Source organism: Leisingera sp. M523 (assembly GCF_025141335.1).
Classification (GTDB): Bacteria; Pseudomonadota; Alphaproteobacteria; order Rhodobacterales; family Rhodobacteraceae; genus Leisingera.
In genome coordinates, this window is record NZ_CP081036.1 from 895,312 (window position 1) to 908,519 (window position 13,208).

At 63.7% G+C, this 13,208-nt stretch carries 14 protein-coding genes; 3 read left to right on the forward strand and 11 right to left on the reverse strand.

Annotated elements, in window-relative coordinates:
• Positions 1–15: 15 nt before the first annotated feature.
• From K3557_RS04220 to trxB, 5 genes are all read right to left on the reverse strand, one after another.
• Positions 16–2,091, reverse strand: a complete 2,076-nt coding sequence (locus tag K3557_RS04220) for a bifunctional sulfate adenylyltransferase/adenylylsulfate kinase (RefSeq protein WP_259997869.1) — start codon at positions 2,089–2,091, stop codon at positions 16–18.
• A gap of 220 nt (positions 2,092–2,311) precedes the next feature.
• The gene (locus K3557_RS04225) at positions 2,312–3,991 is read right to left on the reverse strand and encodes an adenylate/guanylate cyclase domain-containing protein (RefSeq protein WP_259997871.1); all 1,680 of its coding nucleotides are present in this window, start codon (positions 3,989–3,991) and stop codon (positions 2,312–2,314) included.
• Positions 3,992–4,066: 75 nt separating this feature from the next.
• Positions 4,067–5,125 (reverse strand): Hint domain-containing protein, encoded by a 1,059-nt coding sequence (locus tag K3557_RS04230; RefSeq protein ID WP_259997873.1) that lies wholly within the window; start codon positions 5,123–5,125, stop codon positions 4,067–4,069.
• Between the two features lie 318 nt (positions 5,126–5,443).
• Positions 5,444–5,782 (reverse strand): ribonuclease E inhibitor RraB, encoded by a 339-nt coding sequence (locus K3557_RS04235; protein WP_259997875.1) that lies wholly within the window; start codon positions 5,780–5,782, stop codon positions 5,444–5,446.
• 6 nt (positions 5,783–5,788) lie between these two features.
• On the reverse strand, positions 5,789–6,730 hold the full coding sequence (trxB, locus tag K3557_RS04240; RefSeq protein WP_259997877.1) for a thioredoxin-disulfide reductase: 942 nt from the start codon (positions 6,728–6,730) through the stop codon (positions 5,789–5,791).
• Positions 6,731–6,970: 240 nt separating this feature from the next.
• On the opposite strand from trxB, the gene K3557_RS04245 reads away from it, so the two are divergent.
• Positions 6,971–7,471, forward strand: coding sequence for an Lrp/AsnC family transcriptional regulator (locus K3557_RS04245; protein ID WP_027258143.1), 501 nt, complete (start codon positions 6,971–6,973; stop codon positions 7,469–7,471).
• Positions 7,472–7,560: 89 nt separating this feature from the next.
• On the opposite strand, the gene K3557_RS04250 is transcribed toward K3557_RS04245, so the two are convergent.
• The 5 genes from K3557_RS04250 to lgt form a co-directional block, all read right to left on the reverse strand.
• Positions 7,561–8,340 (reverse strand): Hint domain-containing protein, encoded by a 780-nt coding sequence (locus tag K3557_RS04250; RefSeq protein ID WP_259997879.1) that lies wholly within the window; start codon positions 8,338–8,340, stop codon positions 7,561–7,563.
• A gap of 328 nt (positions 8,341–8,668) precedes the next feature.
• Complete coding sequence (locus K3557_RS04255) at positions 8,669–8,809, reverse strand: hypothetical protein (RefSeq protein ID WP_259997882.1); 141 nt, start codon at positions 8,807–8,809, stop codon at positions 8,669–8,671.
• A gap of 295 nt (positions 8,810–9,104) precedes the next feature.
• Complete coding sequence (pgeF, locus tag K3557_RS04260; protein WP_259997884.1) at positions 9,105–9,860, reverse strand: peptidoglycan editing factor PgeF; 756 nt, start codon at positions 9,858–9,860, stop codon at positions 9,105–9,107.
• Entirely contained in the window at positions 9,857–10,924 is a 1,068-nt protein-coding gene (locus K3557_RS04265) for a class I SAM-dependent methyltransferase (protein WP_259997886.1), read from the reverse strand. Before K3557_RS04265 ends, pgeF begins: the two co-directional genes overlap by 4 nt.
• Complete coding sequence (gene lgt, locus K3557_RS04270; RefSeq protein WP_259997889.1) at positions 10,921–11,820, reverse strand: prolipoprotein diacylglyceryl transferase; 900 nt, start codon at positions 11,818–11,820, stop codon at positions 10,921–10,923. Before lgt ends, K3557_RS04265 begins: the two co-directional genes overlap by 4 nt.
• 97 nt (positions 11,821–11,917) lie before the next feature.
• On the opposite strand from lgt, the gene K3557_RS04275 reads away from it, so the two are divergent.
• Entirely contained in the window at positions 11,918–12,163 is a 246-nt protein-coding gene (locus K3557_RS04275) for an accessory factor UbiK family protein (protein ID WP_259990929.1), read from the forward strand.
• A 201-nt stretch (positions 12,164–12,364) separates the two neighbouring features.
• A complete protein-coding gene (locus K3557_RS04280; RefSeq protein ID WP_259997891.1) occupies positions 12,365–12,916 on the forward strand; it encodes a 2OG-Fe(II) oxygenase in 552 nt (183 codons plus the stop codon).
• A 113-nt stretch (positions 12,917–13,029) separates the two neighbouring features.
• Here K3557_RS04280 and K3557_RS04285 read toward each other — a convergent pair whose 3' ends face one another.
• A complete protein-coding gene (locus tag K3557_RS04285; RefSeq protein ID WP_169730796.1) occupies positions 13,030–13,185 on the reverse strand; it encodes a hypothetical protein in 156 nt (51 codons plus the stop codon).
• Between the last annotated feature and the right edge of the window lie 23 nt (positions 13,186–13,208).

The following is a 13,208-nucleotide window of genomic DNA, read 5'->3' on the forward strand; positions in this document are numbered from 1 at the left end:
TTTAGGCTGTCCGGATCAGCCGGAGATCAGACCCATGCTTTCCAGCTTGAGCAGTACCTGGTGGGCGCAGTTGTCGACGTCGACGTTTTCAGTCTCGACCGACAGTTCGGGGTTCTGCGGCACGTCGTAGGGGTCGGAAATGCCGGTGAACTCCTTGATCTTGCCTTCACGCGCCAGTTTGTACAGGCCCTTGCGGTCGCGGCGTTCGCATTCCTCGATCGCGGTGGCAACATGTACTTCGACAAAGGCGCCGAAGGATTCCACGTCTTCGCGCACGGCGCGGCGGGTGGTGGCATAAGGCGCGATCGGGGCACAGATTGCGATGCCGCCGTTCTTGGTGATCTCAGACGCCACATAGCCGATGCGGCGGATGTTGAGATCGCGGTGCTCTTTCGAGAAACCCAGCTCAGACGACAGGTTTTTCCGCACGATGTCGCCATCCAGCAGGGTCACGGGACGGCCGCCCATTTCCATCAGCTTGACCATCAGCGCGTTGGCAATGGTGGATTTGCCGGAGCCGGAGAAGCCGGTGAAGAACACGGTGAAACCCTGCTTGGAGCGCGGCGGCTTGGTGCGGCGCAGTTCCTTGACCACCTCGGGGAAGGAGAACCACTCGGGGATTTCCAGGCCTTCGGCCAGGCGGCGGCGCAGTTCGGTGCCGGAGATGTTCAGGATGGTGACGTTGTCGCGGTCTTCGATTTCATCGTTCGGTTCGTACTGGGCGCGCTCCTGCACATAGACCATATGCTTGAAATCAACCATTTCGCAGCCGATTTCGGACTGGTTGGCGCGGTACAGTTCCTGGGCGTCGTAGGGACCGTAGAAGTCTTCGCCAGCCGAGTTTTTGCCGGGGCCTGCGTGGTCGCGGCCAACGATGAAATGGGTGCAGCCGTGGTTGGCGCGGATCAGGCCGTGCCAGACAGCCTCGCGCGGGCCGGCCATGCGCATCGCCAGGTTCAACAGTGACATCGAGGTGGTGGCGGCCGGGTATTTGTCCAGCACCGCCTCGTAGCAGCGCACGCGGGTGAAGTGGTCGACGTCGCCCGGTTTGGTCATGCCGACAACCGGGTGGATCAGCAGGTTGGCCTGGGCTTCCTTGGCGGCGCGGAAGGTCAGCTCCTGGTGGGCGCGGTGCAGCGGGTTGCGGGTCTGGAACGCAACCACTTTGCGCCAGCCGACTTTGCGGAAATAGGCGCGCAGCTCGTTCGGGGTGTCGCGGCGGCCGCGGAAGTCATAATGCACGGGCTGCTGGATGCCGGTGACCGGACCGCCGAGATAGATCTTGCCGGCCTGGTTGTGCAGGTAGTTGACAGCCGGGTGCGCATCGTCGTCGGCGCCGAACACCTTTTCCGCTTCGCGCGATTTGTTCGGCTCCCAGCGGTCAGTGACGGTCATGGTGCCCAGGATCACGCCTTCCTGGTCGCGCAGGGCGATGTCCTGGCCGATTTCGATGCTGCCGGCAAAATCTTCGGACACATCCAGGGTGACCGGCATCGGCCACAGAGAGCCGTCGGCCAGGCGCATGTTTTCGACAACACCGTTGTAGTCGTCTTCCGACAGGAAGCCTTTGAGCGGGTTGAAGCCGCCGTTCATCAAAAGTTCCAGGTCGCAGATCTGGCGCGGGGACAGATCCCAGCTGGTCAGGCCGGCTGCTTCGATCTTCAGTTTCTGCGCGCTTTCGTAGGAAACATAGAGCTCTGGAATGGGAGCCAGGTTGCTTTGCATAGGATGAGTCCTGTGTTTGAGAGGGGGCAGGCCGCTTGCCGCGCCTGTAAGTTCCGCGTGCAGCGCGTTGTATTCTGCGAGCTTGCGGGCGAGGAATTGATCGGTGAGACGCATTTTTTCCACCGCGCCCCGGGTGGTCAGTGAATAAGCAAACCGCTGGCGCTTGTCGGGGCCGGAACGGCTGCTGATGGTGATCAGCCCGGTCTCTGCAGCGCTGCGCAATTGCGTGTTCAGCCCGCCTAGCGAAATTCCGAGCGCCGCAGCCGTTGCCCGCTGCGATGCATCCGGCGCCGCATCAAGCTGGCGCAGGAGCCGGAAGAGCAGGTCTTCCTCGTCAGGGGTGGATATGGTCTGGGTTTCTGGCACGGCTCAACGGATCAAAGTGTGTTCACGCGTGAACGCATTGCATGGTTTGTCCGCAAAGCAAAGTGCAAATTCCGAAGGATTGGCGATTTTCTGCTGCGTTGTTTTGCTGCAACGGGGCAGGGCGGGCGGCAGGTTATCCGCCTTCGGCAGGCCGATACGGGCAGTCTGTCCGGCAGGGCAGACAGTGAGGGACAGGTGTTTTGCGCAGGGCGCAGCGGGCTTAACGCTGTTCTGCGGCCAGGGTCCGCGGCAGGGCAGCAGCAAAGGCCACGGGCAGGGCCCGGAGCGGTTCGGCAACGCCGCGCAGCTCAAAGGTCTCAAGCGCCAGATGGCCGGAATCGTATCCGGCGGCCTCCAGCACGCGGGCCGAGATCAGCAGCTCGACGCCCAGATCCTTGGTCTTGGCCTCCAGCCGGCTGGCGGTGTTGACACTGCCGCCGATGATGGTGCGCGGGGCATGGCCGGCGCTGCCGATTTCGCCCAGAACCAGCTCGCCCAGGTGGATGCCGATACCAATGCGGATCTCGGGTTCGCCATCCGCTGCCAGCTGGGCATTGAAGTCCTGCAGCGCATGGCCGATGGCGGTGGCGGCGTCCAATGCCGCCCGGGCCGAGCGGGCGGGGGAGCGGGCCTCGAACAAGGCCAGCAGGCCGTCGCCAAGGTATTTGTCCACGGTGCCGCCGGCGCCGGTGACGGCGGGCACGATGGCGTCAAAGAAGCGATTGAGCAGGAACACCACATCATAGGGCAGCTGGCCGGCGGTGCGGGCGGTAAATCCGCGCATGTCCAGAAACAGGATGGCAAGCTGCTGCTCACTGCCCTGGCTGGCATGGGCGCGGCCCTTTTGCCCGTCGGGGCGGAACATGCGGGTGACGGTCAGCGGCGCCTCTGGCCGGATCTGGCAGGCCAGCCGCATGTTGGCGGGGGCCTTGACCCGTTCCAGGCTGCGGGCCTCGGGCGGGGCGGGCGGCGGCAGGTGATCGCCGCCTTCGTCCACCACCACCCGGCAAGTGGTGCAGCGCCCCTTGCCGCCGCAGAGCGAAGTATGCTGGATCCCGTTGGCCTGGGACATCTGCAGCAGGGTCAGGCCGCGCTCGGCGCGGATTTCGGGACCGAAGGCATAGCGGATCTGCACCGCCCGGCGGCGGCGCAGCAGGCGGGCCAGAAGATGGGCCGCCGCAGTCAGCCCCAAAAGGATGAGGAAACCGGTGAACCAGCGGCTGTCAGTCTGGAACAGTTCGGCAAAAACCTCGCGGCTGGGCCAGTTGAAATCCGCCATCAGTTCGGCACGCCGGCTGCCTTCGACAAACAGGTCATAAATACGGCGGCCTTCGGTCAGGAGGCCGGCCAGGGCAAAGCCGGGAATAAAGACCGCCAGCCCGGCCATCCAGGGGATCAGCGGCCGCCACCAGCGGGTCAGGCGCAGCCAGTAGTGCAGGCCCATGCAGCCGTGAATCCACACCGCCAGCAGAAGCGCGCTTTGCTGCCAGACCTCGGGCGAGGCCCACATCAGCACGATTTGATAGGGGTATTCATCATTGACGCCGTAAATTTCGTGCGAATAGCGGGTGAATACCAGATGGCTGAGCAGCTGCAGCGGGATCAACAGGCCCAGCAGGGTTTGCAACCCCTCGCCAAAACGCATCCTGAGGCTGCGGCGGCGGGCCAGGTTCCACAGGGCAAGGCCCGCGTGCAGGATCAGCGAGGTATAAAGGATCAGGCCGCCGGCCCGGCTGCGGGTGATCAGCTGGCGGATGTCCTGGAAGTCATCCATCCATTCGGGCGACAACAGCCCCAGGCCGATGTTTATGAAATGGAAGAAGGCATAGGTAAGCAGCACCAGCCCGGTGATGATCCGGGTGCGGCTGATCCAATTGCCTTGCCAGAGTGCGCTTGCCACCCCGGTCCTCCTGTTTCGCGGTTTCCGGGGTGCAGACTGCGGCGGGCAGGCGCGCCGGTCAAGGCAGCACGGCGTTTACGCCGGGGGCCGGTCTGCCAGCAGGCGGCTTTCCTTTTGTTTCAAAACCCTGCGGGCGGCAGGGTAGCTGCTGCCGTCGTCCAGTGCGAGACCGGGGAACAGCTCCAGGATTTCCTGCCGGGCGGCGGCACCGCCGCCGTCCAGAAGCTGGCTGCCAGGCTGGAAACTTTCGGTCCAGAGACCATTGGAGAACACCGCCTGATGGCGCTCGAACAGCAGGTGCACATAGGTGGTCCGGGCAACCGGCTGCCGGGTCACGCCGGGATGCGCCTGCAGGTGGGCGGCGGCAGAGAGCACCTCGGGTTCCTCAAACAGCATCTGGCAGGCGGCGCCTTTCAGCAGCAGCCGGTGCTGCGGCGAGATCCAAAGGTCCTGGGCCGGCTGGCCGGGGCCAAAGGCATCGGCCGCAACCCGCACTGGCTGCAGATGCGGGCAGGCCTGCATCCAGTCAGGCCCGACCTGACGGATGCCAACCCAAAGAACCGGTTGAAAACCGTTGTCGCGGGTCAGCACCCGGTCGCCGGGGCGCAGCCGATCCACCGGGCGCAAGCCCTGATCGGTGCAGATGGCGGTGCCGGTCACGAAACAAGGGACAAAGCTGTCGTATTGGGAGGTGCCGGTATTGCTGCCAGAGGTTTTCTGGTACCGCGCGCCGTCCTTCAGCGGGGTATCGGTGGAAAACCCCCAGACATCCTGTGTGACGCCGTTCCGGGAAAACACGGTGATGGTGATGACCGGGCCGAACGGATTGCCGCCGGCATCAAGCTGTTGCACGTAGTGGTGCGATTCGGCCTCGACCGGGGTGCCGCTGGCCACCATGGAGCCGCCATCGACGATGGTATGGCCGCCTGACTGGTCATCCTCCATCGTATCAGCATCGCCGGCAGTGTCGTCGAGAGTGACCTGTTCAATGGCGTAGCTGGAATCATAGGTAAAGATCGTGTCGGCCGGGGTGTCCGAATTGTTGATGATCGAACTGCCCGCAGTCATATGGGGGGAGCCGTCATCGACGGTAAAAGCGGCCGCATTGAACGCGCTTAAAGTTCGTATCGCCATTTCGGCCCCCCGGCAGAACGATCTGATGTGCAGTCGCTTTCGCGAGGGTTTTGCGGTGTTTTGTCTAATGCCGGGTTAAGGCGCCGCAGAAAGGCGGATGAATTTTTTCTGATGCCTGTTTGGCTAAGTGCAGCCGCGTGTGAAGTTCTGTTTAAATAATGTATTTCAGAGGCTTGACTGATTGGTGGTGGCCTGCGGCGAACCAGCGCAGAGGCGCAGGCGGCCCCGCCGCATGGCTGCGTGGGGCCTGCGGTCCTGATTGCCGGCCAAAGGTAAAACAAAACGGGCTGGCTGAGTTTCAACCTTGTGCAGGCAGGCTCAGCCCTCCAGCCCCCAGCCGTCCGGTGCGAACCCGTGGGACAGGGCTGCGCGGGTGGCCACTTCCTCGCCGATCCAGATGCCGGTGGCGGAAATGATCTGCTCCGGCAGTGTGGCGATCAGATAGGGCGCGCCGTCTTCGCTGTCCTCTGCGCTGACCCAGCTGCAGCTGTAGCCCTCGCGGCTGAGTTCCTCGGCCAGGGGCTGCCAGTCGGCGCCGTCGCGGGCGGGGACAAAGAAGTAATCAACGTCCGCCGCCTCGGGCAGGCCGTGTTCGGCCTGCAGATCGTTGAATGCCGCAACAGTTCCGGCCCGCTGGGTTTCGAAATCATGCGGCATCCGGGATCAGTCCTGCTCAGCCAGGAAACGTTCGGCGTCGAGTGCTGCCATACAGCCCATGCCGGCCGACGTCACCGCCTGGCGGTACTTGTGGTCGGTGAGGTCCCCCGCGGCAAAAACACCGGGAACCGAGGTCTCAGTCGAGCCGGGTTTGACCTGGACATAACCGCCGTTGTGCAGCTCCAGCACATCCTTGACCAGTTCATTGGCGGGCGCGTGGCCGATGGCGACAAAGACGCCTTTGCAGGGGATTTCCTTCAACTCGCCGGTCTGGACGTTCTTGACCACGATGCCCTCAACCCCCAGCGGGTTTTCGGTGCCCACGACCTCTTCCAGCGTGTGGAACCACAGCGGCTCGATCTTGTCGTTCTTCATCAGGCGGTCGATCAGGATCTTCTCGGCGCGCAGCTCATCCCGGCGGTGAACCAGGGTCACCTTGGAGGCGAAATTGGTCAGAAACAGCGCCTCTTCCACGGCGGTGTTGCCGCCACCAATCACCACGATCTCCTGGCCGCGGTAGAAAAAGCCGTCGCAGGTGGCGCAGGCGGAGACGCCGAAACCCTTGAACTTCTCTTCCGATTCCAGACCCAGCCATTTGGCACGGGCACCTGTCGCCAGGATCACCGCATCGGCAGTGAAGGTTGTGCCGCTGTCGGCCTTGGCCACAAACGGGCGCGCGGAAGTGTCGAGCGAGGTGATATAGTCGCCGATGACCTCGCAGCCCATCGCCTGGGCGTGCTCCTGCATCTTGATCATCAGGTCTGGGCCCTGCACCTCGGTGAAGCCGGGGTAATTCTCAACCTCGGTGGTAGTGGTCAGCTGGCCGCCGGGCTCAATGCCCTGAACCAGAACCGGCTCCAGCATGGCACGGGCGGCATAAACCCCTGCGGTATAGCCTGCAGGCCCGGAGCCGATGATCAGAACCTTGGTGTGGCGCGTCTCGCTCATGTGTGTTCCCCACGTAATGCAGCCTGGCGGGCGTGCCGCCGTCAGGCAATGCATATAGCGGCAGGACCCGCGGGCTTAAACCCCCTAGGCTTGGCATGCGGCAGGGTGCAAATTTGCCGGGGACGGGCGCATTGCGGCTTGCGCCTTTGGGGCGCAAAGAATATTGCGCGGCGATGAAACATTATTGCGCGGCCCGGCGGCGGTGCTATAAGAAACGCAAATTCCACAGGAGCTTTGAACATGGTCACAACCCGCCTTGATCCGATCGATCGCAAGATTTTGTCGGAGCTTCAGGCCGATGGGCGGATGACCAATGTGGAGCTGGCCAAGCGGGTCGGCATTTCGGCGCCGCCCTGTCTGCGCCGGGTGCGCGCATTGGAGGAGGCCGGGTTGATTCACGGCTACCACGCCGATGTGAATTCCCGCGAGCTGGGGTTTGAGGTGCAGGTCTTTGCCATGGTGGGGCTGGAAAGCCAGGCCGAGGTGGAGCTGAGCGCGTTTGAGGAGAAATGCCGCAGCTGGCCGCTGGTGCGCGAGTGCCACATGCTGAACGGCGAGGTGGATTTTATCCTGAAATGCGTTTCTCCGGATCTGAGCACCTTCCAAAGCTTCCTGACCGGCGATCTGCTGACCACGCCGAATGTGGCCAGCGTCAAGACCTCGCTGGTGATCCGCGGCGCTAAGGATGAGCCGGGCGTGCCGTTTGAGGTGCTGGAAGAGCGGCTGGCCCGCGAGGCATAAGGCGCGAACACGCAGCGGTTTGACATGAAAAAGCCGGGCAAAGGCGTGCCCGGCTTAGGTGTATATGCGGGGCTGGGTGCCCCTTCAGCTTACAGAATGGCCGGGCTGGACCTGTTGCTGCCGGCCCTGGAGTAAGCCAGCGGGCCAAAGTCCCGGATGCTGTCGGCATGGGCAAACATGTTCAGAAACAATGTCTTGATCGCGTAACTGGCCAGTTTCAGCGCATCCGGTCCCGGATGGTAGGTCTCAAATTCCAGCCCGCCGATGGTGATTGCTGCGTGGCGCGGCAGGCAGAGGTGGTACATGTCCACCGGTGTCGGCGGGGCGGTTTCAAAGATGCTCATTCCGTCCTGAAACTCTGCAACCGGGGTCAGCAGCTGTCCGCTGTCCGCGCTCTGTAGATGCGGCGGGGTGCGCAGCAGCCGTGCTGCAGGTCCGGCCACAAGGCTGGAGGCCGGTTTTTGCAGGCCCAGGCTGTCGGCCATGAAACTGGTCAGGCGGTGGCTGCGGCCGCGGCTGCCGGGGCGTGCGGGCAGAATGCTGGTGCGGCCGATCCAGACCAGCGGCTGGCTGCCGCCGCCCTGGGTCAGGATGTCATCGCCGGGCAACAGGTCTTCGATGGCAACCGGGCCGTTGGCGGTTTCAACCAATGAGCCGCGGGAAAATGCGCAATAGGCGTCTTCGAACAGCGGCAGGGCAGGCGCAATGTGGCGGGTTTCGGAAATCGCACCGCTGGGCAGGAGGCTGCTGACCTCATAGCGCCGCAATTGCGGCTTGGTTGCACTGCGCAGCGCTGCCGGATCCTGCAGGAACGCATTGGCTTCAATTGCATTGGCTGCAGCTTTCTGCAGCGAGTGGGCGATGGTCATGCTGCCACCTTTCCTTTCAAACTGCCCGTTTGCATCGGCCCCCACCGGCAACACAGACGTGCTTGAACGTTATGTATGTGCTCTAAATGGCGGGATTTAATTCTAATTGTCAAAAAATCTGAGGCAAACTGGTTAACATCAGGCCGGTCCTGACACCGTTGCGGGCGGGTTCCGGCGGCAGGCCGGACCGGGGTTAGGACGATTCGGCTAAGGAAGCGTCAAGCGGCCGCTGGAGTTTGCATAGACCGGTTGGATGCCCTGACGGCGGCTGGCCGGGCTGGCGCGTTTGCACCAGGGGAGGCCGCCGGCAGGGCACCCGTCCCCGGCGTTAACCCAGTTTCTGCTTTGCGGCCTGGCTGCGGGGCTGGCTGCAGGTCTGGCCATCGCGGCGGCGCGCGGCGGCCCAAGGCAGAGTCACGGTCTCGCTCTTGGCGGAGCGGATGATGGAGGCAATAAAACGCTTGTTCATCTTCATGGTCTGGTCTGTCCTTCGCCCGGCAGCCGGCCTGGATGCGGGGCCGCTGCTGTTTGTGTTTTTCTGATCTGTTTATGGGTAACATTTGCGCCGCGAATATGACCGGATACGGGCAATTTTACCCTGGCACCGCAGCGGCGCACGGCAGGGGGGCGCCTGGTGAGGTTTTGGTTAAGATATTGGAAAGGCTGAAAAAATTTCCATCTTGCTGCGAGGGTGCCGCAGCGGAAGGTAAGAAATGCGGCGGAATTTAATAAAATTCGCCACAATTTCCCTGGTTAACGGGGCCTTAAAGCCGGATGCAGGAGATCAGGCGGCCGTAGTCGGCCTCTTTCGCGTGGGTCGCGCGGCGGTAGGAGTAGAATTTCTCAGGCTCGGAATAGGTGCAGTGACGGGTCCATTCGGCCGCGCCTGCACCGGCCTGGCGCAGCTTGTGCAGGCCCAGGCCCGGCAGGTCGAACAGGTAGCGGCCGCCTTCGCCATTGGCAAAGAACCGGGCGTAGCCGTCGTCCTGCATCACGAAATCTTCAAAGAACTCCGGGCCGACCTCGTAAGCGCGCTGCGATATCGCGGGGCCGATCACTGCCGTCGTGTCCTCGCGCCGGGCGCCGAGGCCCTCCATCGCGTCCAGCGTGGCCTCCAGCACCCCGTCCAGAGTGCCGCGCCAGCCCGCATGGGCGGCGCCGATGACCCCGGCCTCTGGGTCGCAAAACAGCACCGGCTGGCAGTCAGCAGTCAGAATGGACAGCGCCAAACCCGGTATATTGGTGACCATGGCATCGGCGCGGGGGCGGTCCTGCGAGGGTTCTGCGACCACCAGCACATCGGCGCTGTGGACCTGATGCACGGCGCTGAGGTTTCCGGCGGGCACCTCCATCGCGGCGGCCACGCGGGCGCGGTTGATCTGCACTGCTTCGCGCTGATCGGTAGAGCCCAGGCCGCAGTTCAGCCCGTGGTAGATACCCGAGGAGGCGCCGCCCCTGCGGGTGAAAAAGCCGTGCCGCACCGGGCCAAGCAGATCGGACGTGAGAATTTCAAGCGTCATGGGTTCAATCCTGGCAAAGGAGCGGCCGTCGAGGGATAGAGGCCGAGCACTTTGAACAGGTTTCCCATTTCATCGGGGTGCGTCAACCGCCGATGTGCGGCGATCAGGGAGTCCAGCGGCTCCCCCTGCAGCGGCGCGGCCAGGGCGCGGGCGCGGTCAGTGATGCCGAGACGCTCCAGAAACACTCCCTGCGGGGTGAGGCGTGTATAGGCGCAACCGGCGGTTTTGGCGGCTGTTGCCAGCACCTCGAAATCCACATGGGCGGTCAGGTCGGCCTCGCCGGGGGCCTGCAGCGGATCAGCGGGTTTATGCGCGCGCAAGGCTTGCAGGGTATCGCCAAGGGCGCGCCAGTCGCCATAATCCACGATCAGAGCCGCGCCGCCATGGGCAGCGATTCGGGATGCGATGGCCTGGGTGACAGGGGCGGCGGCGTCGCAGATCTCAACCAGATCGCCCTCCTGGGTGTCTGGCAGGCGGTGATCCAGGGCGGGCTGCGGCGCGGCGGGGCTGAGGCCGAAGGCCAGCCTGCCGTCTGTCAGGCCGATGCGGCGTTCGCTCCAGTGACCGCCGCTGCGGATGAATTGGCGGATGGGCAGGGCGTCATAGAATTCGTTGGCCACCAGCAGTAGCGGCTGGTCCGGGAGGGCGTCCGCAGAGTTCAGCCATTCGGGGGCGTATGCCTCCAGTGTATTGGCTTGGGTGCTGCGCAGCTTTGGTGAAGCCTCGATCAGTTTGATTTGCATCGCCGCATGGAACCCCGGCACGCCGCGGGTGGCGCGCAGCAGATCCGCCATCAGGGTGCCGCGGCCCGGTCCCAGTTCAGCAAGCGTGAACGGGGCCGGGGCGCCTTGGTCAAGCCAGCATTGGGCCAGGACAAGGCCGATCAGCTCGCCGAACATCTGGCTGATTTCCGGCGCGGTGGTGAAATCCCCCTGTGCGCCCAGCGGGTCACGGGTGGTGTAATAGCCATACTGCGGGTGCAGCAGGCACTCCCCCATATAGGCGGCAACAGACATCGGGCCATCCGCCTGGATGCGGGCGGCAAGGTGATCTGCCAGGCTCATGCCGGGCTCCGGGCGGCATGGCGGGCGCGCAGCAGGAACCAGAGGCCGATGGCGATCATCGGCAGCGACAGCGCCTGACCCTGGGTGATCCCGAATCCGTCCATATGCCAAGCAAACCCCAGCGGGTTGCCGGGAGAGACGAACTGCGCATCCGGCTGGCGGAAGAACTCAACTATGAAACGGGCGAGGCCGTAGCCCGCGAGGAACACGCCCAGCAGGCGGCCCGGGGTGTGAAACGCATTGCGGCGCCAGGCGAGGTACAAGAGCAGGGCGCCGAGGATCAGCCCCTCCATCAGTGCCTCATACAGCTGCGAGGGGTGGCGGGCGCAGAGTTCCCCCAGCGCCTGGCCGCAGTCCTGTGCGGTGGGGCCGGGGAAGGCGACGCCCCAGGGCAGATCGGTGGGACGGCCCCAAAGCTCGGCATTGATGAAGTTGGCCAGCCGTCCCAGCAGCAGGCCCGGTGCCACGGTATGGGCAACCAGATCGGCGATCTGCAGTTTCGGGATATTGTGGCGCGCGGCATAGATCAGCGTTGCCAGAACCACGCCGAGCAGGCCGCCGTGAAAGGCCATGCCGCCCTGCCAGATCTTCAGGATTTCGGCGGAGTTCGCCAGATAATAGGCGGGCTGGTAGAACAGCACAAAGCCCAAGCGCCCGCCCAGGATCACGCCGAGGATGATCCAGGTCAGCAGATCCTCGACCTGCTCGGGCCGCATCGGCGGCTGCTGCGCGGGCCACAGCGCGGGGCGGCGCAGGGCGGCCACCGCCAGCCGCCAGGCAATGACGATGCCTGCAATGTAGGCCAGCGCATACCAGCGCAGGGCGAACTCAAATGAGCCGAGGGAGATCGAGAAAATCTCGGGCGAAAGGTCGGGGAATTGGATCATGGCCTGCATATGCGTCTGAATGCCTCTGGTCTTCGGGGGAAGTCAACGGCTTGCAGCCGCGCGCCCGCTTCCCCATATAGGAGTCAGCCCCGAGACGGAGAAGAGCATGCAGACCCGCAACAAGATCCTGGACGATATTTCCCAGCTGATGACCAATGCGATGGGCGTGGCCCAGGGCGCCAAGGACGAGGCGGACACCGCGCTGAAAAGCATGATCGACCGCTGGCTGGCGGACCGTGATTTTGTCACCCGCGAGGAGTTTGACGCGGTGCGCGCCATGGCACAGAAAGCGCGCGAAGAGAATGAGGCGCTGAAGGCGCGGTTGGATGCGCTGGAGACCGCGCAGAAATAACCGGGCGGCGCTGGCCTGAGAATGAGCCTGCTGCGGCGAGATGCTGCGGCGGGTTTTTTTGTGCCATGGTGTGAGCGCATGGCAGCATTGCGGTGCCGCAGGGGAAAATACGTCGCTTTCCGCATACCAGGTCGAAAACCGCGCAGTGTTTGCTGCTGCGGTCTGCGCATGCTGCCGCTGCTGCAACAAAAGGATGGTGGCATGGTGTCGGTTTATTCAGTTCCCAATGCGTTCAGTACACAGGAATGTGCGGAGATTTTGCGGAAGGTAAAGGACGAGCCGGACAGCGAAGCACGGCTGGTAGGACGGGCCCGGGATCACAACCTGCGCCGGGCCAGTGTCGTCTGGCTGGACGATGTGCCGGGGACCGGCTGGGTGATGGAACGGCTGATCTCGCTGGTGCGCCGGGCCAACAAGGAACGCTTCGGATTTGATGTCCGTGAGTTCGGCGAGAGCCCGCAGACAGCCAGTTACAAGGCGCACGACGGCGGCCATTTCGCCTGGCATTCAGACATCGGCGACGGGCCGGTGGCGGGTAAGCGCAAGCTGACCTTGACTGTCCAGCTGAGCAAGCCGGGTGCCTATGACGGCGGCGATCTGGAGATTATGCCGGGGGCCCATGTGGTGGCCGCCAGCCGGGCGCAGGGCAGTGCCGCAGTATTCCCCAGCTTTCTGCTGCATCAGGTGACGCCGGTCACCCGCGGTGAACGCCAGTCGCTGACCGTCTGGGCGCATGGGCCCGCGTTTAGGTAAACATTCGGCCGGGCCGCGGGTGAAGCGGTTATTGATGCTTCGCGTTCTGCGGCCCGGTCATATTGGATACAGAAACCCGGCGGCGTTTTCACGATAGACCGCGTGCGGCGCGATCAGACTGCAATGATCCAGACAGCAATCAGGCTGACGGTCAGGTAGACAAGCGTATTGACCATCCAGCGTATCAGGCCGGCTTCGCCCTCCGGGTCGACGCCCAGGCGTTCACAGACTTTGGTTCCAGGCCATAGAAAAGCTTCTGACAGTGTCATAGGGCGGCTCCTTGATGGGTAAG

Excerpts from the sequence above, each read along its gene's own strand:
- K3557_RS04255 (WP_259997882.1), bottom strand. The coding sequence starts at position 8,809 with ATGAACAAGCGTTTTATTGCCTCCATCATCCGCTCCGCCAAGAGCGAG.
- K3557_RS04280 (WP_259997891.1), top strand. The coding sequence starts at position 12,365 with ATGGTGTCGGTTTATTCAGTTCCCAATGCGTTCAGTACACAGGAATGT.
- trxB (WP_259997877.1), bottom strand. The coding sequence starts at position 6,730 with ATGAGCGAGACGCGCCACACCAAGGTTCTGATCATCGGCTCCGGGCCT.
- K3557_RS04245 (WP_027258143.1), top strand. The coding sequence starts at position 6,971 with ATGGTCACAACCCGCCTTGATCCGATCGATCGCAAGATTTTGTCGGAG.
- K3557_RS04265 (WP_259997886.1), bottom strand. The coding sequence starts at position 10,924 with ATGAGCCTGGCAGATCACCTTGCCGCCCGCATCCAGGCGGATGGCCCG.
- pgeF (WP_259997884.1), bottom strand. The coding sequence starts at position 9,860 with ATGACGCTTGAAATTCTCACGTCCGATCTGCTTGGCCCGGTGCGGCAC.
- K3557_RS04275 (WP_259990929.1), top strand. The coding sequence starts at position 11,918 with ATGCAGACCCGCAACAAGATCCTGGACGATATTTCCCAGCTGATGACC.
- K3557_RS04230 (WP_259997873.1), bottom strand. The coding sequence starts at position 5,125 with ATGGCGATACGAACTTTAAGCGCGTTCAATGCGGCCGCTTTTACCGTC.
- lgt (WP_259997889.1), bottom strand. The coding sequence starts at position 11,820 with ATGCAGGCCATGATCCAATTCCCCGACCTTTCGCCCGAGATTTTCTCG.
- K3557_RS04285 (WP_169730796.1), bottom strand. The coding sequence starts at position 13,185 with ATGACACTGTCAGAAGCTTTTCTATGGCCTGGAACCAAAGTCTGTGAA.
- K3557_RS04235 (WP_259997875.1), bottom strand. The coding sequence starts at position 5,782 with ATGCCGCATGATTTCGAAACCCAGCGGGCCGGAACTGTTGCGGCATTC.
- K3557_RS04250 (WP_259997879.1), bottom strand. The coding sequence starts at position 8,340 with ATGACCATCGCCCACTCGCTGCAGAAAGCTGCAGCCAATGCAATTGAA.